Here is a 24,457-nt window from a genome sequence, read left to right as displayed (position 1 = left end):
CGGGCGCGCATCCCCAGGCTACCGCCGTCGGACGGGCCCGCACCCCTCCCCGACCGGCATTCGCGCTGATCACAGCCGGGAAGGTGGTCAGGATCGGCCGTCTGCCCCCACCGCCCGTGAATACCCCCTGGGGGTACTTGACAGGGGGTGTACTACTGAAAGGAGAAGGACCCACCGCACCGAGAGGAACCATCATCGCCATGCCGCATCTGCGCACCGCCCCCGCCGCGGCCTCCCTCGCGGCCGCCGTCGTCCTGCTCGCCGGCTGCTCCGCCGGCGGCGACGCCGATTCCCACCCCGCGGAGCACGCGACGGGCGCCGCGTCCTCCGCCAGCGCCTCCCCCGCGGCCAGCATGTCCGGGATGGACCACGCCCACTCCCATGGGGACCCGCTGCCCACGGACATCCCCACGGCCCAGAACCCCCGCTACCCGGTGGGCTCCCAGGTGCGCCTGACCACCGATCACATGCAGGGCATGGAGGGCGCCGAAGCCACCGTCGTCGGGGCCTACGACACCTGGACCTACGCCGTGGACTACACCCCGACCACCGGCGGGCCCGAGGTGAAGGACCACCGCTGGGTCGTGCAGCAGGAGATCCGCGACGCCGGCTCCCAGCGCCTGGCCGACGGCACCCGCGTCACCCTGGACGCCGACCACATGGAGGGCATGGACGGGGCTCAGGCCACGATCGTCTCCTCCACCGACGAACCGGTCTACATCGTCGACTACACGACCCCTGACGGACAGACCGTGACCAACCACCGCTGGGTCGTGCAGAGCGAGATGGAGAGCCGATGAGCACCGAGGAGAGCACCCACCACCGCGACGCCGGGAGCGATCCCCACGCCGGGCACGACGAGCACGCCGGCGGCGAGTCCCACGGCCAGCACCGCGACCAGCACAACGGCGGGCACGGGCACTCCGGGCACGGCGGACACGATCAGCACGCCGGGCACGACCACCACGGCGGGCACGCCGGGCACGGCGGCGGGCACATGCAGCACCACGTGATGATGTTCCGCCGGCTGTTCTGGATCATGCTGGTGCTGGCCGTGCCCGTGTCGGTGTTCAGCCACGGCTTCGCCCACCTGCTGGGCTACTCCCTGCCCGATGCCGAGTGGGTCCGCTGGATCGCCCCGGTGCTGGGCACCGTGATGTACGTCTGGGGCGGGAAGCCCTTCCTGAGCGGCGCCGTCTCCGAGATCCGCAGCAAGTCCCCCGGGATGATGCTGCTGATCTCCCTGGGCATCACCGTCGCCTTCCTCTCCTCCTGGGGTGCCACCCTGCACCTGCTGGATTCCGGTCTGGAATTCTGGTGGGAGCTGGCCCTGCTGGTGGTGATCATGCTGCTGGGCCACTGGATCGAGATGCGCTCCCTGGCCCAGACCTCCTCCGCCCTGGACTCCCTGGCAGCCCTCCTGCCGGATGAGGCGGAGAAGGTCGAGGGCGAGAACGTCGTCACCGTCTCCCCGGACGAGCTGGCGGTGGACGACGTCGTGCTGGTGCGTCCCGGCTCCTCCGTCCCGGCCGATGGGACGATCCTCGAGGGCGCCGCCGCGATGGACGAGTCCATGGTCACCGGGGAGTCCCGGACCGTGCGCCGCGGGAAGGGCGAGCACGTGGTGGCCGGGACCATCGCGACCGACTCGGGGCTGCGCGTGCAGATCACCGCGACCGGCGAGGACACGGCCCTGGCCGGGATCCGCCGGCTGGTGGATGACGCCCAGTCCTCCTCGACCCGCGCCCAGCTGCTGGCCGACCGGGCCGCGGCCTGGCTGTTCTGGTTCGCGCTGGGCGCGGCGGTGATCACCGCGATCGTGTGGTTCGCGCTGGGTCGCCCGGACGACGCCGTCGTGCGCACCGTGTCCGTGCTGGTCATCGCCTGCCCGCACGCCCTGGGCCTGGCGATCCCGCTGGTGGTCTCCCTGGCCACCGAGCGCGCCGCGAAGGCGGGGGTGCTCATCTCCAACCGCTCCGCCCTGGAGGCCATGCGCCGGGTGGACACCGTGTTCTTCGACAAGACCGGGACCCTGACCCGCGGGGAGCCGGCCGTCACCGCGGTGGACCCGGCCGAGGGCCGGGAGGAGGAGAGCGTGCTGGGGCTGGCGGCGGCCGCCGAGCAGGACAGCGAGCACCCGCTGGCCCGGGCGATCCTCGCCGCCGCCCGGAAGCGCTCCGTGCGGCTGCCGCAGGCGCAGGACTTCACCTCCTCCCCCGCGGTCGGGGTCAGCGCGAGCGTGGACGGCGCGACGGTGGAGGTCGGCGGCCCGCGGCTGCTGGAGCAGCACGACCTCGAGGAGCTGCCCCAGGCCTCCTCCTGGCGCGATGAGGGCGCGATCATCCTGCACGTGGTCGTGGACGGGACGGTGGCCGGGGCTCTGCGCCTGGCCGACGAGGTCCGCCCGGAGTCCCGCGAGGCCGTGGAGGCGCTGCACGCCGCCGGGGTGCAGGTCGCGATGATCACGGGCGATGCCGAGGCGGTGGCCCAGGATGTCGCCGGGAAGCTGGGCATCGACCGGGTCTTCGCCGGGGTGCGCCCGGAGGACAAGTCCGCGAAGGTCGAGCAGGTGCAGGGCGAGGGCCGCCGGGTCGCGATGGTCGGCGACGGCGTGAACGACGCCCCCGCCCTGGCCCGGGCCGACGTCGGCCTGGCCATCGGGGCGGGCACGGACGTGGCGATCGGCTCGGCCGGGGTGGTGCTGGCCTCCTCGGACCCGCGCTCGGTGCTGTCCGTGATCGAGCTGTCCCGGGCGTCGTACCGGAAGATGCGGCAGAACCTGTGGTGGGCCGCCGGGTACAACCTGGTCTCCGTGCCCCTGGCGGCCGGGGTCCTGGCCCCGGTGGGCTTCCTGATGCCGATGAGCGTCGGCGCGCTGCTGATGTCCGCCTCCACCGTGGTGGTCGCGGCCAACGCCCAGCTGCTGCGCCGGCTGGATCTCTCCCCGGAGGCCAGCGCGCAGCGGATCCTGCAGCGCCGCGGCGCCGACAGGACCGAGGCGCAGGAGGTCCAGCACCGCCACGGGACGGCATAGCCCCGGGGACGGAGATCACGTCATCCCAGCCCCGCCCCCGCCTTGGACCCCGGCCGGGGGCGGGGCTACGGTGGGACGATCCCGCCGACGGGGCCGCCGCGCCGTCGTCCCCCGCCGTGTGCACCCACGGCGGGCCCTTCCGACCCGAAACGAGGCCCGACGTGGCGAGCATGACCCACGGGAAGCACCTGTCCGCGGCCGAGATCGCGCTGCGCTCCGCCTACGCCCTGGTCGGGGTGGCCGTCATCGGCCTGGGCGCGGCCATCATGCTGGACGGCGGGGTGGGCGTGGACCCGTTCACCGCGCTGAACACCGGCATCAGCGATCTCATCGGGTGGTCCCTGGGCACCTGGCAGCTGCTGGCCAACGCCATCCTCATCGTCGCCGTGGTGATCTGGGGCCGCGGGTACATCGGCGTCGGCACCGTGATCAACATGGTGCTCACCGGGTACTTCATCACCTGGTTCTCCGCGCTGCTGGATCCCGTCATCCCGGATGACCTGGGACTGGGCGGCAAGGCGCTGTTCTTCCTCCTGGGCATCGCCGTGTTCGACTTCGGCGCCAGCGCCTACATGTCCGCGGGGGTGGGCACCGCCCCGTACGATGCGATCGCCCCGATGATCGTGGACAAGACCCGCTTCTCCTACCGCTGGGTGCGCACGGTGCAGGACATCCTCACCGTGACCTCCGCCTGGCTGTGCAGCGGGCCCGTGGGGGTGGGCACCTTCGCCACCGCCTTCTTCAACGGCCCCCTGATCGAGGCGTTCTCCCAGAAGGTGAACTCGGTGCTGGTGGGCCGCCTGGTGGGCCTCCTGCCGGAGCACCTGCGCAGCGACGAGCACCGCGAGGACCCCACGGAGGGCTGAGCCGCCCGACGTCGCCCCCGCGACCGACCCCTCCGGGCCGGGTCTTGTCCAGGCGGCTCCGGCGGAGTAGACTGAGGGCAGACGGGGCACGGTCCGGCGGGCCCGGGCCGCTCCAGCGCCGCCGCGCGTTTCCGATGTCGGCCCCGCGAGACCGCAGGAGGTTCCCCATGACCCAGTACGCCGCCGTCGTCACCTTCCCCGAGGACGCCACCGCCTATCAGGCCCTGTCCGAGCTGCGCGGCTCCTCTCTGTCCTCCCTGGTCCGCTCCACCGCCCTCGTGGAGCGGGATGAGCAGGGCCGGCTGCGCGTGCCCGAGGGGGATGATCCCGGCATCGGATCCGGGACCGCGGGCGGCAGCCTCATCGGCATGATGATCGGGGTGCTCGGCGGGCCGCTGGGCATGATCTTCGGTCTGGGCACCGGGGCCATGCTGGGCGGACTGTTCGATCTGGACCGCGCGCAGAGCGCGGATTCCGCCCTGGAGGAGCTGGGCCGCACCGTGCAGCCCGGGCGCAACGCCCTGGTGCTGGAGACCGATGAGCCGGACACCGCCGCCCTGGACGCCTTCGTCGCCGAGCGCGGCGGGAGCATCGTGCGCCGCCCCACCGACGAGGTGGTCGCGGAGATGGAGTCCCAGCAGGCCGCGGCCGAGGCCGCCGCGGAGGCCGCCCGCCGTCAGCTGCGCGAGTCCCGCCGGGCCGAGCGCAGGGAGAAGTTCGAGGATCGGGTGGAGAGCCTGCGCAGCCGCTTCCGCAGCGCCTGATCCCCGCCGGGCCCGGGCATCGCCGCCCGGGGCCGGGCCGGGGCCCGGGGGCGCCGCCGGCGCGCTCAGGCGTCCTCGCGCTCCCAGGCGTCGTATCCGCCGGAGAGGCTGAGCCACGGGGTGTCCGGGTCCGCCGCGGCCAGGGCCTCCTGCGCCCGCCGCGAGCGCACCCCCGCCTGGCAGTACAGCACCACCGGGCCGCCTCCCGCTCCGGTCTGCTCCCGCAGGCGCCGCACCCGGTGCGCGGCCGCGGCGGGATCCCGCTGGATCTCCCCCAGGGGCAGCAGCGGGCTGCCCGGGATGGCCCCGAGGCGGTGCTCCCAGGCCTCCCGCACGTCCAGCACCAGAGGGGCCTCCTCCTCCGCGCGCCAGCGCCGCAGCCGCTCCGGTGGGATCTGTCCGGACTCCCGCGCCGGGCACGCGGAGGCGGCGGGCCGCGCGGCCTCGTCAGCCGACGGGACGGCGCACGCGGCGGCGTCGTAGTCCCGGGCCGCGCCCATGCGGGTGACCGGCCGACGCCGGGGATCCGGGGCGAAGGGCACCTCGCGGAAGCCTGCGGTGAGGGCGTCGTAGAACAGCAGCCGCCCGATCAGCGGCTCGCCCACCCCGGCCAGCACCTTGACGGCCTCGGTGGCCATGAGGGTGCCGATCACCCCGGGCAGCACCCCGATCACCCCGGCCTCCGCGCAGCTGGGCACCTCCCCCGGGCCGGGCATGGTGGGGAACAGGTCCCGGTAGAGGGGTCCGCGTCCGGGCCAGAACACGCTCACCTGGCCGTCGAAGCGCAGGATCGCCCCGTAGACCACGGGCACGCGCAGGATCTCCGCGGCATCGGCCACGGCGTAGCGGGTGGGGAAGTTGTCCGAGCCGTCCAGCACGACGTCCGCCCCGGCGAGCAGGCGCAGGGCGTTGCCGGCATCCAGCACCTCGCGGATCTCGGTGACCTCGGCTTCCGGGTGCAGCTCCCGCACGGTCCGGGCGGCGGAGGCGGTCTTGGGCCGGCCCAGGACGGATTCCCCGTGGATCACCTGCCGGTGCAGGTTGGAGCGCTCCACCACGTCGGCGTCGATCACGGTGATCCGCCCGACCCCGGCCGCGGCGAGGTAGCTGAGCACCGGCGCTCCCAGGCCGCCGGCCCCGATCACCACGGCGTGGGCGTTGAGCAGGCGCAGCTGGGGCTCGGGGCCGAAGCCGGTGAGGCTCAGGTGGCGTCGGAAGCGCTCGAGCTGGGCCTGCGTGAGGTCATCGGGGCTGCGGTAGCGCGGGGACGGGGCCCGACCCGCGCCCCCTGCCCGTGTGGGCGGCAGGACCACGCCGGCATCTTCCGGGGCGACGGGCATGGGACCTCCTACGAATGGGACTGCGCCGCCCCCATTGTCCTCCCCCGCGGGCCCTTCGACCATTCCGGCGGGAAAAGGGTCCCGGGGCGGAGAACAGTCATGCATGCGGTCACTCAGCGAGCAGCCAACCGCGCTGCGGATCCCAGCGGGCCAGACCACGTTCGGCGAATGCCTCCAGCCACCCGCGCATGGGCCACACACCCCATCGCCTGTGGAAGAGCCTCGCGTTGTCGAGGATCTCCGTGAGGTGCTCTACCGGCGGGGAGGAGACCGGGTGGTACTGGTGGAAGGCATGGGCCCCACCCACCCAAGCCAGGTCCACCCCCGCGCTATGGGCGCTGTAGGCGAAGTCCGTGTCCTCCCCTCCGTACCCGGTGTACTCCTCGGAGAAGCCTCCGATCCGGAGGTAAACCTCGGGACGCACCGCGAACGACAGGGACCAGAACAGCTCCCAGGCCTCCCGGGGGTGCTCCACCACCCGGGTCAACCGGATTTGGCAGTCGGCCGGATTCGGGCGGGCCGGGTGTGGGTGGGGGTGAGCGACGATCCGCGTCAACTCCCATTGGGTCTCCTCCGGTTCCAGATAGGTGACCGGACCCGCCAACAGGGCCTGCGGGAAGGCGGCGGCAGCGGCCTCGTAGCGCTCGATCATGCGCGGAGCCGGAAGACAGTCCGCATCGAGGAAGACCAACAGGCCAACCCCGGCTCTCCGCCCTGCCGCCGCGGCGAGATTGCGCGCTCGGGCCAGGTTGGCCCGTCCCCCGCACAGTCCCTCCGTCACGGGGACCACCTGCCAGCCCTGGTTCTCGACGACCTCCCGGGGGGCATCCCCGAGCAGAGCCAGCACATGAATGAGACTCCCCTCCTCGAGGCGGTCGCCATGGTACTGCCGAAGGGCGGCATGCTGACGACGCACGTGCGGCATCCGCTCCACACTGGCCAGGGTCAGTACTGCGGTGCGCGCGCGGCTCATTCCACCAGCTCCTGGATTGCCCGCGCCGCCCGATCCGCAGCGCCTCTCACCTGCCAACCGCCCCAAGCCGGGCCCCCGGCGGATAAAGCACGGTCCACCAGAGCATCCCACTGACCTATCTCCGGCATGCCGGAGGCGGTCACCACGCCGATGCCCCGCAGCAACCGCACCGTGGCGTTCTGCTCTCCGAAGGGCCGGTCCTGGGCCAGCACGACGGCGGGCCGGGCCAACCGGGCGACGTCGGCCACAGATCCCAGCCCCGCATTGATCACCACAACGTCGGCCTCGGCCATCCGCTTCCGCACATCCGAGACCCACGGGAAGCCGGGGACCCCGACCACCTCCCCAGCGAAGGTGCTCGCGGCGAGCAGGGGACGCAGCGCCTCCGCGGTCATCGCAGAACCGCCGCGGGATCCGACGAACAGCACCCGGGAGCCCGCGACGGTATCAGCCCTCTCCTGTGCGGGCCCAGCCGTCTCATCCAACGCGGAGATACCGCCGGTGAACACCGTGCGTTCGGCGAACTCGAGAACGTGCGGGGCAGCCTTGGCCAACACGGCTCGTCCAACCCGATCCGGTCCGGGAAAAGACGCCAGGATGCGGGTGGCGGCCCGATAGGCCAGCTGGTGAGTCAGATCCGTCCGCTCTCCTGGTTGGGTGACCGCCACCACGGGAACCCCCAGCAACCTGGCGAGCAGCACAACCTCCGCGGAGACGTCCACGACCATCAGCTCCAGATCCGTGGCGGCCGCGGCGATAGCGGCGAGCCGGGAGGCATGTCCTCGGTGATGCAGAGGCGCCCAGTGCAGCAATCCCCCGGCCACGGGATCTGCGGTACTCGGATCCGGGCAGAAGGTCTCCGGTGTCCAATCCTCGGGCAACTGGATCCAGCCCACCGGCCCGCTGCGGGTGGTGACGGATAGCTGCGGGGCAGGCAGGGAGCTGAACACGGTCACCTCGGCCTCAAGCTGCGCGGCGATGGCCCGCAGCCGCTGCAGATGCCCGGCCCCGTGATGGTGCAGATACCAGCCGATCACGCCCGCACCTCCCGCGGTGCCGCCGAGGGGCGGGCGGTGCGGCCGCGCTCGCGGATCGCGCGCCGGTATACCCGCTCCAGCGCGTCCACGGTGCGTTCGAAGGAGAACCGGCGCACCGCCTCCTCCCGGGCCAGGCCCCGCAGCCGGGCCCGCTCCTCCGGGTCGCGGTGGGCGGCGGCCAGCACGCGCACCTCCCGCGCCAGCCTGGCGGCGAGGCGGTCCTGATCCTCGGCGGGGGCGACCAGCCGGACCCCTTCGGTGCGGTCGAAGACCTCCCCCAGCCCACCCCGGCGCACCGCCACCACCGGGGTGCCGCAGGCCAGGGACTCCGGGACCACCTGCCCGAAGGGCTCATCCCACACCGGGGTGACCAGGGTGCACAGGGAGGAGCCGACGAGGTCGGCCAGCTCCGCCTGGCGCAGCGGCCCCCGCCACCGCACATCGCGGCCCCGGCAGAGCCGGGCCAGCTGAGCGGCGTACGCGGGATCCCCGACGGGCCCGGCCAGATCCAGTCCCATCCCGAGGCGGGCGGCCGCGAGGACCGCCAGGTGCGGGGCCTTCTCCGGCACGATCCGCCCGAACCAGCACAGTCTCTCCCCGCCGGCCCCGAGGGTCCACGCGGAGGTGTCCACCCCGTTGGGCACGGCGCGGGCCGGGACCCCCTGGGCGCGCCACCCCTCGGCGGTGTGCTCGGAGACGGCGACCAGGGTCTCCGGACCCCCCGGCCCGGCGCCGCGCCCGGCCGCCCGGCGGATCGGCTCCACCAGCTCCGGCAGCGGCGGGGTGTGCAGCGTACTGACCAGCGGCACGGGCAGGTCGCCTGCCCGCTCGTGGGCACGGGCGCACAGGGCATGATGGTGCACCACATCGACGGCGCCCGGATGTGCCTGAAGCCAGTCCAGGGCCCGGTCCAGCGCCTCGTCCTGCAGCCGTCGGATCGGCTCCGGCAGGCTCGCATCCGTGCGCGCCTGGTCCACGGGCCAGGTGAAGCGGGGCCAGGTCAGCTCGGGGATGCCCGCGTCCAGGAAGTCCGAGCCCGCGGGGGCGCCCAGCAGGACCAGGTGTCCGCGGGCGCGCAGCTGGCGCACCAGGGACCAGACGTGGGATTCCAGGCCGCCCTGGTGCGGCTGGACCAGGGGGTAGCGGAACCCCGCCAGGACGAGGATGCGCAGTCGGGCGCCGGCGCTCTCCAGGGCCCGCGGGGCGAGCAGGCTCCGGTAGATCGCGGTGTGCTCGGCGCGCACCGCGGTGATCCGGTGGCGGGCCTCGGCCCGGGTCATCGGGGCGGGGCGGGGTGTGCGCAGCAGCTGCTCCACGGCCCGTCCCAGGGCGGCGCGGTCGTGGAGGTCGACGGCGCTCACGACACCGGGCCGCTGGGCGGCGAAGTGCCCCCGGTCGCTGACCAGCACGCGCACCCCCAGGTCGCAGGCCAGCTCCAGCAGACCGGAGTGGGTGCCGTGGCCGTAGGGCAGCACAAGGGCGTCCAGCCCGCGCAGCCACGCATCCAGGGCGGCGTCGTCCAGGCGCCCGGTGCGCAGCAGCCGCGCCGTCGGCCGGTCGGCCAGCCGGGCGAACAGGGCGGCGACGGCCTCCTCCCGGCCGGCCCGGAAGCGGCCGTGGTGCAGGATCTCCAGGCGGGCACCCGATCCGTCGGCGGCCGGCGGCTGATCCAGGACCTCGGCCAGGCCCGCCACGGCTTCCAGGTCCAGGGAGGGCCGGGCGTCCTTCAGGAGTACGCCCAACCGGGCCGGGCCCGCCGGGGCCTGCGCAGGGTCCTCCCGGCGTGGTGGCGCGATCCTCGGGGCCGCGGCGGCGTCCGGACCCAGCAGGAGCGGCGGGTGCTCCACGACGACGGCGCGGCGCCCCCACCGCCGCTCGATCTCACCGGCGGCCGTGGGGGTGAGGGTGAGCACCTGGTCCGCGTGGCGCACCAGCGCATCCAGACAGGCGAGGAAGCCCTCCTGATGCTCGGCGGGCAGCTGCGGGTTGGACAGGTCGTGCACGGTGAGCACGAGCAGCCGGGAGCAGGCGCGCACCTCCCGGCAGAAGGCCTCGATGGTCCGGGGATCACAGGCCTCGAAGCCGAAGTGCACATGGACGATGTCGAAGCGCTCCGCGTGCCGGCGGATCCACCGCGGGTCCAGCACCGGCGAGGGGCGCCAGGCGGCGGTCTCATCGCGCGCCGCGCCCGGATCCGGGAGGACCTGCTCACGGCGCACGGGTCCAGGACCGCCTGGATGTAGGGGTGGTGGGAGGGCACGGAGAGCACGCGGGCGGGGATGCGCGCGCGATCGGGGGACACGAACCCACCTTCCTCGTGGTGACGGTCTGCATGGGCCGTCAGGGAAGCGGGCGGCCGCCAGCACCGGGTAGGCGCGACGATCAGGCCGCGGACCCGGAAAAGCCCGGTCTCACCTGGGGATACGGCGATGTTATCACGCAGCTCACGGCGCGGATCCCGGTAGCATGAGCCCATGTTCACCACCCCTGCGGACCGCCCCGCCGCCCCGCTTCCGCCCCCCGCCGCGGCCGATGCCGCGCGGGCCCGCCGGGAGCACTTCGGCGAGTTCTATGGGCTGCGCCCCCTGGCTCCCGCCGGGCGCCCGGTGGTGCTCGTACACGGGAACTGCCAGGCCGGTTCCGTGCGGCGGCTGCTGGAGACGGCCGGGGCCTGCGCCGTACGGGTTCCGCCGGTGCACGAGCTGGAGACCGAGGACCTCGGGCATCTGGCCCGCCTGGCCGGGCGGGCCGAGGCGCTGGTGACCCAGCCGGTGCGCGCGGATTACCGGGACCTGCCGGTGGGCACCGAGCAGGTGGCGGCCCTGCTGCCCGCCGGGGCGCCCGTCGTGGTCTTCCCCGTGCTGCGCTTCGCGGGGATCTTCCCGTTCCAGGTGACGGTCCGGCCCTCCTGCGCCGGGTCGGTGGACCCGCCGGTGGTCCCGTATCACGACCTGCGCCTGCTGCTGGCGGCCCGGGAGTCCCGGCGCTATGCCCGGAGGCTGCCCTTCCCGCGGGCCCTGCGGCTGGTCGAGGAGCTGACCGGGGCCGTGGACCCGGCGGCCGTGGGGCGGCTGACCGCGGACTCCCTGATGCGGATGCGCCGGCGGGAGCGGGCCCACGACGCCGTGGCGGCCTCCGCGGTGCTGGCCGCGATGCTGCCCGCGCAGCGCACCCACCACACGCTGAACCACCCGACCAACGCCTTCCTGACCGGCGTGGCCCCCCTGGTGATCCGGCGCCTGGCCGAGGCCGGGTTCGCCCTGGACCCCGCCCCGGAGGCCCCGGACGCGCAGATGCTCGGCGGGATCCGCGCCCCCGTGACCGCCGCCGCCCGGGCGGCCTTTCCGGGGGTGCCCGCGCAGCAGTGGTCCGGTCCCGGCTGGCAGGTGGACGGCGTCCGGGTCCCCGAGGAGGAGGTCGCCCGCGCGCAGCTGGCCTGGTACACCCGCCATCCGGGGTTCGTGGATGCCGGGCTCGCCCGCCACGCCGGGACCCTGAAGCTGCTGGGACTGACCGAGGCCCTGGATGGCGCCCGACGCCGCCGACCGGAGGCGCGCGGATGACCCGGCCCGAAGAGGCGTCGCCCGAGGCGATCGGCAGCGAGGCGACCCACACCCCGACGCCCGGGGATCCCGCTCTGCCGCTGCACGTGGTGCCGGGGCCGCCCGAGCACGGGGTCAGCGCCTGCGCCCTGGACCTGGCCGCGGCCCTGGGCGCCCCCGTGCTGCGGGTGCCCGACCCCGCGGCCCTGGATGCGGCCCTGCCGCGTCTGGCCGGGCGCCGGGTCCACCTGCACGTCACGGAGGCGCTGTTCGGTCCCAGCCCCGAGGAGGCCGCCGAGCGGGTGGCTCGAGTGGCCGCCGCGTGCGCGGGGCTGTCCGCGACCCTGCACGACATCCCCCAACCCAGCGATGGCCCGCGGAACCTGCCGCGGCGGCGGAGGGCCTACGCCCGGATCGCCGCGGCGGCCGGGGCCGGAGTCGTGGTCAGCTCCCGGCACGAGCTGGCCCTGCTCGCCGAACACGGGACGGTCCCGGCGGCCCCCGGCCCCGGGGCCCGCCCACCGCGGATCGCCGTGGTGCCGCTGCCCCTGCCGGATCCGCCCGCCGCGCGGACCGCCCCTGGGACCTCCACGGGTATCCAACGGAGACCCGACCAGGGGGCGGCGTCCCGCCCGACCGCGGAGTCTTCCAGCACCGGAGGGGATGCGGCGGACCCGCTGGACCGCTGGCTGCCGGCCGGGCACGGCCCGGTCCTGGGGATCTTCGGCTTCGTGTACCCGGGCAAGGGCCACGAGGAGGCGATCGATGCCGCGGCCGCGCTCGTCGGATCCCCGGCGGTGCCGGCCGGACCGCCGGTGGTGCTGGCCGTGGGGCGGACGGCCGCCGGACATGAGGAGATGGCCGAGACGCTGCGGGAGCGAGCCGAGCGGCGGGGGGGTCATCTTCCGGATCACCGGATACGTCCCGGAGCCGCAGCTGCCCGCGGTGCTGGGGGCGGTGGATGCCCCCCTGTGCCTGCACCGGCACCTGTCCGCCTCCGGTTCGGTGAACTCGTGGATCGGCCTCGGGCGCCGCCCTGTGTGCGCGGACTCCCGGTACATCCGGGAGATGGCCCAGCTGCGCCCGGGCACGGTGCTGCCCCTCGCGCCGGGCGAGCTGCTCACCCGCCTGCGCGAGGTCCTCGCGGATCCCGGTCTCACCCGCATCGAGGATCCCGGGTCCCTGCCCCACGGCCGGGTGGAGGCCGCCCGGGACTACGCCGCCTTCTTCGCCCCGGATCAGCCCGAGCTGAGCGTGGTGATCCCCTATTACGACGACGGCGCCCCCGATCCGACCCCCGGGGCCACCGGGACCCTGGCGGCCCGTCGACTCGAGCTGCTGCTGGCCGCCCTGGCCCGGCAGGAGGGCCTCGGAACCGCGGAGACGATCGTCGTGGACGACGGCTCCCCGGCGGCCCCGACGCTGCCCGAGGCCGTGGTGGGTCTGCGCCAGGAGGATCGGGGGTTCCGGGCGGGGGCGGCGCGCAACCTCGGGGCCCGGCGCGCTCGCGGCCGGGTCCTGGCGTTCCTGGACGGGGACACCGTCCCCGATCCGGGGTACCTCGCGGCGCTGTGCGCCCCGCTGCTGGCAGGCACCGCGCAGGTGAGCACGGGACGCCGGGATCACGCGCACCTGACCGGTCCCCACGCCGGTCGGCCGCTGGAATCCCCGACCTGGCTGAAGCAGATCCACCACCGCACCCGGAATCTCGCCGGCGGGGACGCCCGCACCCACCAGGCGGTGATCTCCGCGGTGCTGGGGGTGAGCCGGTGGACCTTCCTGGCCGTGGGCGGATTCGACGAGTCCCTGACCGGCTACGGCGGGGAGGATTGGGAGCTGGCCCACCGGCTGTGGGAGGCCGGGGCGGCCTTCCGCCACGTCCCGGAAGCGCGGGCGGTGCACGACGGACCGGACTGGGCCGCCCGCGGCGGCCGGGAGGACCCGGAGCAGAAAGCGGTGAAGAACCGGGAGACCCGGGCCCTGGCGGTGCGCATCCCCGCGCCCTGGACCCGCCCGGCCGGCGTCGTCTTCCCCGTCCCGCAGCTGATCGCGGACCTCACCGGCCCGGCGCTGGATGACGAGGGGGACCCCAGTGACCGGGTGAGCGCGTGGATCGCGGATCTGCTGGCCGCCGTGCCCGACGCCGCGGTGCACCTGCCGCCCGACATCGGCGTTCCGGAGGTCCTGGCCGCGGACCCCCGGGTGCGCGCCGCGCCGATCCCGCGGCCCGTGCAGGGCGAGCCCGCCCCGCGCTTCCGGCTCGCGGTGCGCGCCCTGTTCGACCCGGCCGGGCTGGCCGGGACGCTGCGGGAGCTGGATGCCGCCGCGGAGGACGGGCCCCGGGGCGGTGCCGAGCGGCGGGCTCGGCTGCTGCTGCCCGGGACCGCCCAGGAGACGGGCGACGCCGTGGTGGCCGACGCCGTGGCGGCCGAGCTGGTCAGCGCCCGGGCCGCGGCCCTGGAGCGGGCGGGCCACCCGGTGGGGACCGGGATGGCGGCGGCGGTCGGGCCCTACCCGCTCAGTCCCGATCTGGAGCGGCGCTGGGCCGGGTGGTGACCCGCCCGATCGAGGCGTAGGCGAAGCCCGCGGCCGCCACCTGCTCCGGGTCCCACAGGTTCCGCCCGTCCACGATCACCCGCCCGGCCATCCGGGAGGTCAGCAGCTGCGCGTCGAAGGCGCGGAACTGCTCCCACTCGGTGCACACCACCAGCGCGTCCGCGCCCTCCAGGGCATCCTCCCGGGTGAGCGCCGGCTGGTAGGCCTCCGGCAGCTCGCGCACCCCCAGCCGCGCGGCCAGGGCCGCGGCGAAGGTGTCCCCGGCCGCCGGATCGTAGGCGCGCACCCGACACCCGGCGGCCAGCAGCCGCTCCACGAGCGCCAGCGAGGGGGCCTCGCGCACGTCGTCGGTGCGGGGTTTGAAGCTCAGCCCCCACACCGCGACCCGCGCCCCCTCCGGGTCCGGCAGCAGCTCGGCGAGCTTCTGCCCCAGCCGCTCCTTCTGCCGCTCGTTCACGCGCATCCCGGCCTCCAGCAGCCCCGGATCCACCCCGACGGCGCGCGCGGTGTGGGCCAGGGCGGCGACGTCCTTGGGGAAGCAGGACCCGCCGTAGCCGGCCCCCGCGTACAGGAACGGGTAGCCGATCCGGGGATCGGAGCCCACGCCCAGGCGCACCCGCTCGATATCGGCGCCGGTGGCCTCGGCGATCCCGGCCATCTCGTTCATGAAGCTGATCTTGGTGGCCAGCAGCGCGTTGGCGGCGTACTTGGTCAGCTCCGCCGACGCCGGGTCCATGACGATGATCTTGTCCCGCTGCCGGTTGAACGGCGCGTACAGGGTCCGCATCGTCTCCTCGTCACGGGCATCCTCCACCCCGATCACGATCCGCTCCCCGTGGGTGAAGTCCGCGACGGCAGCACCCTCCTTGAGGAACTCCGGGTTCGAGCACACCCCGATCCTCGGGGCCGCCCCCTCGGCGAAGCGCGCCTCCAGCTCCTCGCGGATCAGCTCCCGCACCGCCGCGGCGGTGCCCACCGGCACCGTGGACTTGTCAGCGACCAGCAGGTCCCCGTCCGCGCACCGGCCGATGGTGCGGGCCACCGCGTGCACCGCGGTGAGATCCGCCGCCCCGTCCGCACCCTGCGGGGTGCCCACCGCGATCAGCGCGACCTGCGCCTGATCCAGGGCCTCGGCCGCCTCGGTCGTGAAGGCCAGCCGCCCGGAGGTCAGCCCCGAGGACAGCAGCGGGGCCAGGCCCAGCTCCCAGATCGGGCAGTCCCCGCCGCGCAGGCGCTCCACCCGCTCGACGTCGACGTCCACGCACACCACGCGGTGCCCGCCCTCGGCCAGGCAGGCCCCCGTCACCAGTCCCACTTACCCGGACCCGAACACCGCGATGCGCATCCGCGCTCCTCTCCTCAAGGCCCGCCGCGCGCGGACTCCTGGGACCGATCATCGCAGGTCAGCGGCCGCTTCCGGGGGCTCGGCCCGGGGCGGTCCCCGGTGTTCCCCCGCCCGATGCCGCGGCGTCGGCTGCGCGTCACCGGCCGGCCACCGGCCTCCTCCCGGATCCCCCGGGGCGTCCGGACCGTCCGGACCGTTCCGTGGCCGGACTACGGTGAGATCATGAGCATCACCTCGCGGCGGGGCTGGCGCCTGCTCGGCCCGGCCTTCGTGGCCGCCATCGCCTACGTGGACCCGGGCAACGTCGCGGCCAACCTCACCGCGGGGGCCCGGTTCGGCTACCTGCTCGTGTGGGTGCTGGTGCTGGCCAACCTCATGGCCGTGCTCGTGCAGCACCTGTCCGCCCGGCTCGGGGTGGTCACCGGCGCCTCCCTGACGGAGCTGCTCGGGCGTCGGCTGCGCCCGGTCCCCCGGCGCCTGTTCTGGGCCCAGGCCGAGCTGATCGCGGCCGCCACGGACCTCGCGGAGGTCATCGGCGGGGCCATCGCGCTGCACCTGCTGTTCGGGCTGCCGCTGGTCTGGGGCGGGCTGATCGTCGGGATCGTGTCCATGCTGCTGCTGGGCATCCAGTCCCGCCACGGGCAGCGGCCCTTCCAACACGTGATCATGGGGCTGCTGCTGATCATCACCATCGGATTCACCGCGGGCCTGTTCGCCGCCCCGCCGGACTGGTCGGCCACCGCCGCGGGGCTGATCCCCCGCTTCGAGGGCGCGGACTCCGTGCTGCTCGGCGCCAGCATGCTGGGTGCGACGGTCATGCCCCATGCGATCTACCTGCACTCGCGGCTGTCCGTGGACCACGCCGGGGCCGACGCCGACGCGGCGGAGCCGGGATCTGAGCAGGCCGAGGCGCGGCGTCGAGCCCTGCTGCGGGCCTCCCGCTGGGATGTGGTCTTCGCCCTGGTGATCGCCGGGTCCGTGAACATCGCGATGCTGCTGCTGGCCGCCGGGAATCTGCAGGGGGTCCCCGGCACGGACAGCATCGAGGGCGCGCACGCGGCGGTCACCGCGGCCCTGGGTCCCGGGATCGGCGTCGTCTTCGCGGTGGGGCTGCTGGTCTCCGGACTGGCCTCCACCGCGGTCGGCTGCTACGCCGGGGCGGACATCATGGCCGGGCTGCTGCAGCTGCGCATCCCCCTGCTGGCGCGCCGGGTGATCACCCTGGTCCCGGCGCTGGCGATCCTCGCCGCCGGCTGGGACCCCACCCGTGCCCTGGTGCTCAGCCAGGTGGCGCTGTCCCTGGGAATCCCCTTCGCCCTGATCCCGCTGGTGCGCTGCACCGCGGACCGGACCCTGATGGGCGAGCACGCGAATCCGCGGTGGATGACGATTCTGGCGTGGGCCGCGACGACGGCGATCATCGCGCTGAACGCGGCACTCGTGTGGCTGACCGCCGTCGGGCTGGCCTGAGCCCGACGCCGCGGCACGGCGGGTCGGCGCCCGGCGGGTCGGGTTCGCGCGGATGTGCGAGCATGTGCCCATGGCAGATTCGACCGCACCCCCCGAGGATCGCACCGCCGCCGCCCCCGCCGCCGGAGAGCAGGGCCAGCGCCCCATCCAGCTGCGCATCGGACCCGACGAGCTGGTGATCCGGGGACTGTACGAGACCCTCTCGATCGTCAACGACGTGCTGATCGGGCTGATCTTCCTGATCGGCTCCTTCCTGTTCTTCAGCGACGCGACGATGGTCGCGGGCACGTGGCTGTTCGTGGCCGGCTCCGTGCTCATGCTCGTGCGCCCGTGCATCCGCCTGACCCGCCGCATCCACCTGCAGCGGATCAACCCGGCCCTGTCTCCGGAGACCGCCCGGGACTTCTGAGTCCCCGGGCACCCGTCCGCCGTCGTCAGGCCTCCGTCCCGAGCCGTCCATCCGGGCCGTCCGCCCAGGCCGAAATCCCTGGTCACGCCCTGGACGAGGTGCGCGTCACGCGGTTGACTGGGGACCATGAGCACTTTCGCAGTCACCAATCCCAACACCGGCGAGGTCGAGGAGACCTTCGATTCGCTCACCGAGGAGCAGCTGAAGGACGTGGTCGACCGCGCCGACGCCGCCTACCAGGACTGGTCCCAGCGGTCCTACGCCGAGCGCGGGGAGATCCTGAACCGCTTCGCGGACCTGTTCGAGGCCCGCCAGGAGGAGCTGGCGGAGATCGTCGGGCACGAGATGGGCAAGCCGAAGCCGCAGACCATCGCGGAGGTGAAGAAGGTCGCCGCGACCGCCCGCTGGTACGCCGAGCACGCGGAGGAGTTCCTGGCCCCCACCGAGCTGCACCCCTCCGACGGGGTGAGCACCGTCGTCAAGCACGACCCGCTGGGCGTGCTGCTGAGCATCATGCCGTGGAACTTCCCGTACAACCAGCTGGCCCGCTTCGCCCTGCCCAACCTGATGGTCGGCAACGCGATCATCATGAAGCAGGCGGCGATCTGCCCGAAGTCCTCCCAGGCCCTGGCGGATCTGCTGGTGGAGGCCGGGCTGCCGGAGGGGGTGTACACCAACGTGTACATGGACTCCTCCGACGCCGAGGTGGTCCTGGGCGATCCGCGCGTGAAGGGCTTCTCCCTGACCGGCTCGGAGAAGGCCGGGGCCGCGGTCGCCGGGATCGCGGCCAAGCACCTGAAGCGCTCCGTGCTGGAGCTGGGCGGCAACGACCCGCTGATCGTGCTGGACACCGACGACGTCGCGGCCCTGGCGAAGAAGGCCGTGTCCCTGCGCCTGGCCAACGCCGGGCAGGTGTGTACCTCCCCCAAGCGCTTCATCGTGCTGAAGGACATCTACGACGAGTTCGTCGCCGCGGCCAAGAAGGCCGTGGAGGCCACCGTCGTCGGTGACTACGACGCCGAGGACACGGACATGGGCCCGCTGTCCTCCGAATCCGCCCGGGATGAGCTCGTGGAGTCCGTGCAGCAGGCCGTGAAGGACGGCGCGACCCTGCACTGCGGGGGCGAGAAGCTGGACCGGCCGGGCTGGTTCATGTCCCCCGCCCTGATCACCGACGCCCCGCTGGATTCGGACATGGGCTGCCGGGAGATGTTCGGGCCGATCGTCAACATCTTCAAGGCCGAGGACGAGGAGGACGCGATCCGCATCGCCAACGACACCCCGTACGGCCTGATGGGCTCGGTGTGGTCCACGGATGTGGAGCGGGCCCGCCGCGTGGGCGAGCGGGTGCAGGTGGGCATGCTGCAGATCAACGCGCACATGGAGTCCGGTCCGGAGTTCCCCTTCGGCGGGATCAACCTCTCCGGCTACGGCCGCGAGGGCGCCCAGTGGGCCCTGCGCGAGTTCACCAACGAGAAGACCTTCCGGGTGCACGAGCAGGAGCTGTAGCCCCGCCCCGGACCAGCCACGAACGAGCCGGCGCCCCCGTCCCTCGGATCTGCGGATCCGGAAGGGCGGGGGCGCCGGCTCGCGGCACGGGGGCGCTCAGCGGCGCCGGGGTGGAGTCAGCCGGCGGCCCGATGGCGCGGCGCGGCAGTCGCGGCACCGGCCTGAGACGCGACGCTGCTCGCGGATTCGGCACCGCGGGCCCCGCCCTCGTGGGCTTCCTCCCACTGCTCCTCGGACACATCGCTGGTCCTGCCGTGGTGGTGCACCAGGTAGCCCACCACGGTCAGGGCGACACCCAGCAGGGCCCAGAAGATCAGGGTCCACCACTGCTCGGCGGTGTCGGCGTCGGGGAAGAAGGACTCGCTGCGCAGCAGGTGCTGAGCCGCACCCGGCACCAGGTGCTGGCCGATCCAGCCCCAGGGGTGCGGGTAGAACTGCCAGGGCACCTGAGCACCGGACAGCGGGTTGCCCAGGAACATCGTGATCACCGCGCCCAGACCGATCCCTGCGTTGCCGATCAGCGCGGTGCAGCCCAGGATGAAGCTGGAGGTGCCCAGCACGGACAGGATGAAGACCATCCAGTCCACCAGGAAGCCTCCCTGCACGAAGCCGAACCAGGTGTGCAGGATCAGGGTCAGGCTCAGCCCCGCGACGACGGCGTAGGCCCCCGCGGCGAACAGGCGCCGCCAGAGTCCGTGCACCATGGTGTTCACCAGCACGCCACCGATGATCCCGCCGAGCACGAGGGGGAAGGAGGCGGCGGTGAAGCCGGCGCCGTTGGGATCCTCGTCGGAGAGGCCGACGACGTCGGTCACGGTCACCTTGGTGCTCGCGGCGGCCTTCTGCAGGCCCACCGCCTGCTGGATCTGCTGCGGGGAGGCCTGGGCGCCGGAGGCCTGCAGCTGCTGCTGGGCCGCGTCGGCCCGCTGCTGGAGACCGGCCCGGATCTGGGACTGCAGCTGCTCCCCCAGGGCGGTCATCAGCTGCGCGGGAACGGTTCCGGCGGCGGTGGCCTTGAGGATCTCGGGCGGCTGCTGGGCGTCATCGGAGAAGACGATGGCCCCGACGGTCTCCTGCCGGCGGATCTGCTGCTCGGCGTCGTCCCGGCTCGAGACCTCGTGGAAATCGAAGACCCCGGGGCGGGCCTGCTCCAGGGTGTCCTCCAGCTGCTGGACCCGCTCCTGCGGCCCGGCCACGGAGATGGGCAGGTCCTTGGCCTCCTGGGTCTTGGTGGGCCAGGTGAAGGCCAGGACGATGATCGTCACGACGACAGCGCAGATCAGCGCGACCATCCCGGCCCGCGGCCAGGAGCTGGGGGCGTGGATCCGGCGGGAGGCGGCGGGTGCCGCGGCGGCCTGCTCGGGTGCGGACATGGATGCTCCTCGTAAAGAATGCCTGTTCTGTTTGGGAACACCATAACAGAACGGGTATTCTCTGTGTATGCCGCGCCTGACCGATGAGACCAGAGACGCCCGCCGCCGACAGATCCTCGACGACGCCGCCGCCTGCTTCCGCCGCCGCGGTTTCACCGGAACCTCGATGGCCGAGATCATCCGCGAATCCGGACTCTCGGCCGGATCCATCTACTCCCACTTCTCCTCCAAGGACGAGATCCTGCAGGCCACCGCCGAGCGCACCCTTCAGCGGGCCGAGCGGATCCTGGCCGAGGCCGCGAGCGCGGAGCAGGCCGTGACCCCCCGGGGCATCGCCCGCACCGTGCCGCGCGACGTCGTGGACCGAGACCTGATGCGCATGTTCCTGCAGCTGTGGTCCGAGGCCGTCCTGGACCCCCGGATCGCGCAGCTGGCCCGGGGCAACCTGCGGCGGGTCCGGGACCTGATGGCCGGGGCCCTGCTGCCCTGGGCCCGCCGTCAGGGCGACGCCGGGCCCGCGGAGGAGCTGGCCCGGCGCCGCGCGGACGGGCTGCTGGCTCTCATGCACGGCTACTTCGTGCGGATCTCGGTGGATCCGGGACTGGACACCCCGGAGTTCCTGGAGGGGATCGTCGAGCTGCTGCCCGAGGACTGAGCGGGGCTCAGGCCACCGGCACCGCCTCCTCCGGACGCGCCGCGGCCTCCCGACGCACCGCCGCGGCCGCGGCCACCAGGTGGCGCAGCGCGGCCTCGGTCTCCGGGTATCCCCGGGTCTTCAGCCCGCAGTCCGGGTTGGCCCACAGCCGATCCGCCGGCACCACCCGCGCCGCGGCCTGGAGCAGGTCCCGGATCTCCTCCTCGGCGGGCACCCGCGGGGAGTGGATGTCCCACACCCCCGGCCCGATGCCGCGGTCGAAACCGGACTCGGCCAGCGGGGCCAGCAGCTCCATCCGGGAGCGGGCCGCCTCCACGCTGGTGACGTCGGCGTCCAGCGCGTCGATCGCCGCGAGCACCTCCCCGAACTCCGAGTAGCACAGGTGCGTGTGGATCTGGGTCTCGGCGCGCACCCCGGAGGTGGCCAGGCGGAAGGCCTGCACCGCCCACTCCAGGTACGCGGCGTGGTCCTCCCGACGCAGCGGCAGCAGCTCGCGCAGGGCCGGCTCGTCCACCTGCACGATGCCGATGCCGGCGTCCTCCAGATCCCTCACCTCATCGCGCAGGGCCAGGGCCACCTGGTCCGCGGTGACGGCCAGCGGCTGGTCCTCCCGGACGAAGGACCACGCGAGGATCGTGACCGGGCCGGTGAGCATCCCCTTGACCGGGCGCTCGGTCAGCGACTGCGCCCAGGTGATCCACGGGACGGTGAAGGCCTCCCCGCGCACCCCCTCCCCCTTCCGGGAGACGTCGCCCCACAGGATCGAGGGGCGGGTGCAGCGAGAGCCGTAGGACTGCACCCAGCCGTGCTCGGTCGCGGAGAAGCCCTCGAAGTGCTCGGCGAAGTACTGGACCATGTCGTTGCGCTCGGCCTCACCGTGCACCAGCACATCCAGCCCCAGCTCCTCCTGCAGCCGGATCACCCGGGCGATCTCCTCCCGCAGCCGATCCCGGTAGCCCTCCTCGGACAGCCGCCCGGCCCGGTGCTCGGCGCGGGCCCGCCGGATCTCGGGGGTCTGCGGGAAGGAGCCGATGGTCGTGGTCGGCACCGGGCCCAGCCCCGCGGCCGCGCCGCGTTCGCGCTGGATGTCGCGACGCACCTGTCCCGGCTCCCGCCGGCGGTCCTGCGGGCCCACGGCCGCGGCGCGCGAGCGCACGGCCGCATCGAGCCCGGGGTCCCCGGCGTCGGGCGTGCTGCGGCCCGGCTCGGTCGGGCTCGCCTCGGCCGCCGCGAGCTCCTCGGCGATCGCCTCCCGTCCCTCGGCCAGGCCGCGGGCGAGGATCAGCACCTCCTGGACCTTCTGGTCCGCGAAGGCCAGGCGGTTCCGGGCGTGGCCGGGCAGGGCGGTCTCGGCCTCGAGGTCGTGGGGCACGTGCAGCAGGGAGGTGGAGGTGCCCACCCGCACCCGGGCGCCGGCCTCGGTCAGCTCCTCGAGCAGGTCCAGGGCACCCGGCAGGTCCGTGCGCCACACGTTGCGCCCGTCCACGACGCCGGCCACCAGCGCCGGGGCCTGCGGGGCGAGGAAGGGCTCGAGCTGCTCGGCGGTGAGCCGGCGCAGTCCGCGCCGCCCGGAGGCCAGGTCCGCGTGCACGGCCTCCACCCCGGTGCGGGCCAGCACCGGCAGCAGCTCACGGGCGTCCCCGTAGGCGGTGGTGACCAGCAGGGCGGGGTCCTCCGCCGCCCGGGCCTCGGAGAGCACGCGGTAGGCCCGCTCCACCAGCTCCGGCAGATCCTCCCGGTCCTGGTCGGCCGCCAGGGCGGGCTCCTCCAGCTGCACCCAGCGCACCCCGGTGCACCCCAGGGCCGCGATCAGCTCGGAGTACACCGGCAGCAGATCCTCCAGCCGGTCCAGGGGGTCGTAGCCGGCCGGGGCGGAGTCCTCGGGCTTGGCCAGCAGCAGGAAGGTCACGGGTCCGACGACGGCCGGGCGCAGGGCCGCGGCGTCGGCCGGGGAGTAGGTGCCGGCGTAGACCTGGCCCTTGAGCTCCTCGGGGTTCGCCGCGAAGGGGGTCTCCGGCCCGATCTCGGGGACCAGGTAGTGGTAGTTGGTGTCGAACCACTTGGTCATCTCCAGGGGCCCGCGGGCGGCGTCGCCGCGGGCCAGGACGAAGGAGGCCTCCCGGTCCAGGCGCCCGTGCTCGTCGGCGAGGTCGTGGAAGCGGGCGGGCACGGCCCCGGTGGCGACGATCGCGTCGAGCACCTGGTCGTAGAGGGCGAAGGACGCGGGGATCGCGGAGCAGCCGGTCAGTCCCAGCTCGCGCAGCCGGGCGACGGTGCGCACCCGCAGGGCGGTGACCTCGCTGGCCAGGTCCGCGGCGTCGGCGTTCCCGGACCAGCGCCGCTCCAGGGCGCGCTTGAGCTCCCGGCGGGGCCCGATGCGCGGGTATCCCAGGACGGTCGCGGCGGGGAAGGGGCAGGCGGCGGCCCCGTGGGTGGACAGGGCGGCGCGCTCTTCAGTGTGCTCGGCGGTGCGGTCGGTGGTGCTCACGGTGGTCTCCTCGGCATCGGATCGGGTGTCTCGGGTGTGGGGGTGATCGGGGTGGCGGGAACGGTCCGGCGGTCCCGGATGGCGCTGCTTCTCGGTCGCAGGCGCCGGGAGGATCTCCTCGTCCAGGGGCTGGGAGCCGGAGGGCAGGTGCCCCCGGGCGGTCTCCACCGGACTGCGTCGGCCCAGGGGCGGGCGGGGTGTCGGGGAGGGGCGAGGCAGGTCCAGGACCTCCAGCAGCTCCAGGGCCGCGGGATGCTCGTTGAAGGTGTACAGGTGCAGTCCCGGCGCCCCGGCGTCCAGGGCGGCCAGGGCCTGCTCCCGGGCCCGGGCCACCCCCACCCGACGCCGCTGCGTCTCGCTCTCGGCGGTCTCCAGCCGGTGGGCGAAGCGCTCGTCCACCGCCAGCCCGGCCAGGGCGCAGACCCTCTCGTAGCGGCGCAGGCTGGTCACCGGGAGGATCCCAGCCACCAGCGGCAGCCCCACCCCGGCCTGCTCGGCCCGGGCCCGCAGCCGGACGTGGTCCTGCGGGTCCTGGCAGACCTGGGTGATCGCGAAGTCCGCCCCGGCCCGCTCCTTGGCCAGCAGCACCTCGATGTCGTGCAGGGCGCTCGGGGATTCGGGGTGGCGCACGGGATAGGCCGCGACCCCCACCGCCAGGCGCCCAGCGCCCAGGTGGGCGCGGTGCTCCCGCTCCACCTCCCGGACCAGCTCCACGAGGTGGCGGGCGAACGGCAGCTCCTCCGGCCCGGGGACGTATCCGGGCGGGCGGTCCCCGCGCAGCGCGAGGATCCCGCGCACCCCGAGGTCCAGGATCCGGGCCGTCAGCTCCCGCAGCTGCCCGCGGGTGCTGCCCGTGGCGATCACGTGGGCCAGCGGCCGGTACAGGGTGTGGTGCACCAGGTGCTCCAGCAGGTCCAGGCAGCCGGCGCGTCGATCGGCCTGCACCCCGGTGGTCACGGAGACCCAGTCGGGGGCGGTCGGGGCGAGGGCGTCGAGGGTGCGCAGCAGGGCGTCCTGGGCGGCGGGTCCGCGCGGTGGGAACAGCTCGTAGGACAGCGAGGGCGGCGGGGTCGGGGGTGCGGCGGGCACGTCGGGC

The 24,457-nt window shown here is 74.2% G+C and carries 17 protein-coding genes; 10 read left to right on the top strand and 7 right to left on the bottom strand.

Going from position 1 to position 24,457, the window contains the following annotated elements; translation table 11 throughout:
- Positions 1-200: 200 nt before the first annotated feature.
- The 4 genes from KKR01S_RS04720 to KKR01S_RS04705 all read left to right on the top strand — a co-directional run bounded on the left by KKR01S_RS04720 (position 201) and on the right by KKR01S_RS04705 (position 4,664).
- Complete coding sequence (locus KKR01S_RS04720) at positions 201-800, top strand: YdhK family protein (protein WP_058730548.1); 600 nt, start codon at positions 201-203, stop codon at positions 798-800.
- A complete protein-coding gene (locus KKR01S_RS04715; RefSeq protein WP_058730549.1) occupies positions 797-3,034 on the top strand; it encodes a heavy metal translocating P-type ATPase in 2,238 nt (745 codons plus the stop codon). The genes KKR01S_RS04720 and KKR01S_RS04715 overlap by 4 nt, the downstream gene beginning before the upstream one ends.
- Before the next feature lie 170 nt (positions 3,035-3,204).
- On the top strand, positions 3,205-3,900 hold the full coding sequence (locus KKR01S_RS04710; protein ID WP_058730554.1) for a YczE/YyaS/YitT family protein: 696 nt from the start codon (positions 3,205-3,207) through the stop codon (positions 3,898-3,900).
- Positions 3,901-4,067: 167 nt separating this feature from the next.
- Complete coding sequence (locus tag KKR01S_RS04705; RefSeq protein WP_058730550.1) at positions 4,068-4,664, top strand: DUF1269 domain-containing protein; 597 nt, start codon at positions 4,068-4,070, stop codon at positions 4,662-4,664.
- Positions 4,665-4,729: 65 nt separating this feature from the next.
- On the opposite strand, the gene KKR01S_RS04700 is transcribed toward KKR01S_RS04705, so the two are convergent.
- The 4 genes from KKR01S_RS04700 to KKR01S_RS04685 all read right to left on the bottom strand — a co-directional run bounded on the left by KKR01S_RS04700 (position 4,730) and on the right by KKR01S_RS04685 (position 10,233).
- Positions 4,730-6,004, bottom strand: a complete 1,275-nt coding sequence (locus tag KKR01S_RS04700) for a HesA/MoeB/ThiF family protein (protein WP_081101560.1) — start codon at positions 6,002-6,004, stop codon at positions 4,730-4,732.
- A gap of 109 nt (positions 6,005-6,113) precedes the next feature.
- On the bottom strand, positions 6,114-6,977 hold the full coding sequence (locus tag KKR01S_RS04695; RefSeq protein ID WP_058743517.1) for a galactosyltransferase-related protein: 864 nt from the start codon (positions 6,975-6,977) through the stop codon (positions 6,114-6,116).
- A complete protein-coding gene (locus KKR01S_RS04690) occupies positions 6,974-8,014 on the bottom strand; it encodes a glycosyltransferase family 28 protein (RefSeq protein ID WP_061225407.1) in 1,041 nt (346 codons plus the stop codon). Before KKR01S_RS04690 ends, KKR01S_RS04695 begins: the two co-directional genes overlap by 4 nt.
- Positions 8,011-10,233 (bottom strand): glycosyltransferase, encoded by a 2,223-nt coding sequence (locus tag KKR01S_RS04685; protein ID WP_061225406.1) that lies wholly within the window; start codon positions 10,231-10,233, stop codon positions 8,011-8,013. The genes KKR01S_RS04690 and KKR01S_RS04685 overlap by 4 nt, the downstream gene beginning before the upstream one ends.
- 255 nt (positions 10,234-10,488) lie before the next feature.
- Between KKR01S_RS04685 and KKR01S_RS04680 the strand changes: the two genes are divergently transcribed.
- Together KKR01S_RS04680 and KKR01S_RS04675 are read left to right on the top strand one after the other, a co-directional pair.
- Positions 10,489-11,577, top strand: a complete 1,089-nt coding sequence (locus tag KKR01S_RS04680; RefSeq protein WP_058750841.1) for a WcbI family polysaccharide biosynthesis putative acetyltransferase — start codon at positions 10,489-10,491, stop codon at positions 11,575-11,577.
- 828 nt (positions 11,578-12,405) lie between these two features.
- Positions 12,406-14,112 (top strand): glycosyltransferase, encoded by a 1,707-nt coding sequence (locus tag KKR01S_RS04675; RefSeq protein ID WP_131800582.1) that lies wholly within the window; start codon positions 12,406-12,408, stop codon positions 14,110-14,112.
- Here the strand turns inward: KKR01S_RS04675 and KKR01S_RS04670 are convergent.
- Positions 14,075-15,427 (bottom strand): UDP-glucose dehydrogenase family protein, encoded by a 1,353-nt coding sequence (locus KKR01S_RS04670; RefSeq protein ID WP_269148350.1) that lies wholly within the window; start codon positions 15,425-15,427, stop codon positions 14,075-14,077. The two genes, KKR01S_RS04675 and KKR01S_RS04670, sit on opposite strands and share 38 nt — an antisense overlap.
- A 252-nt stretch (positions 15,428-15,679) precedes the next feature.
- Between KKR01S_RS04670 and KKR01S_RS04665 the strand changes: the two genes are divergently transcribed.
- The 3 genes from KKR01S_RS04665 to KKR01S_RS04655 all read left to right on the top strand — a co-directional run bounded on the left by KKR01S_RS04665 (position 15,680) and on the right by KKR01S_RS04655 (position 18,845).
- Positions 15,680-16,927 carry an Nramp family divalent metal transporter gene (locus KKR01S_RS04665; protein WP_058730372.1) on the top strand — a complete coding sequence of 416 codons (1,248 nt, stop codon included), beginning with the start codon at positions 15,680-15,682 and terminating at the stop codon, positions 16,925-16,927.
- 70 nt (positions 16,928-16,997) lie between these two features.
- Positions 16,998-17,336 (top strand): YrhK family protein, encoded by a 339-nt coding sequence (locus KKR01S_RS04660; RefSeq protein ID WP_081046281.1) that lies wholly within the window; start codon positions 16,998-17,000, stop codon positions 17,334-17,336.
- Between the two features lie 126 nt (positions 17,337-17,462).
- Positions 17,463-18,845 carry an aldehyde dehydrogenase family protein gene (locus tag KKR01S_RS04655; RefSeq protein WP_058730369.1) on the top strand — a complete coding sequence of 461 codons (1,383 nt, stop codon included), beginning with the start codon at positions 17,463-17,465 and terminating at the stop codon, positions 18,843-18,845.
- Positions 18,846-18,961: 116 nt separating this feature from the next.
- Here the strand turns inward: KKR01S_RS04655 and KKR01S_RS04650 are convergent, their stop codons facing one another.
- A complete protein-coding gene (locus KKR01S_RS04650; RefSeq protein WP_058730370.1) occupies positions 18,962-20,218 on the bottom strand; it encodes an ABC transporter permease in 1,257 nt (418 codons plus the stop codon).
- 67 nt (positions 20,219-20,285) lie between these two features.
- Here KKR01S_RS04650 and KKR01S_RS04645 point away from each other — a divergent pair, with 67 nt between their 5' ends.
- Complete coding sequence (locus KKR01S_RS04645; protein ID WP_061225404.1) at positions 20,286-20,873, top strand: TetR/AcrR family transcriptional regulator; 588 nt, start codon at positions 20,286-20,288, stop codon at positions 20,871-20,873.
- Positions 20,874-20,880: 7 nt separating this feature from the next.
- On the opposite strand, the gene metE is transcribed toward KKR01S_RS04645, so the two are convergent.
- A complete protein-coding gene (gene metE / locus KKR01S_RS04640) occupies positions 20,881-24,450 on the bottom strand; it encodes a 5-methyltetrahydropteroyltriglutamate--homocysteine S-methyltransferase (protein ID WP_311197645.1) in 3,570 nt (1,189 codons plus the stop codon).
- Positions 24,451-24,457 lie beyond the last annotated feature (7 nt).

This window comes from Rothia kristinae NBRC 15354, from assembly GCF_001570865.1.
Taxonomy (GTDB): Bacteria; Actinomycetota; Actinomycetes; order Actinomycetales; family Micrococcaceae; genus Rothia; species Rothia kristinae.
Note: the sequence above shows the minus strand (reverse complement) of the source record. Positions and strands in the feature narration are given on the sequence as shown.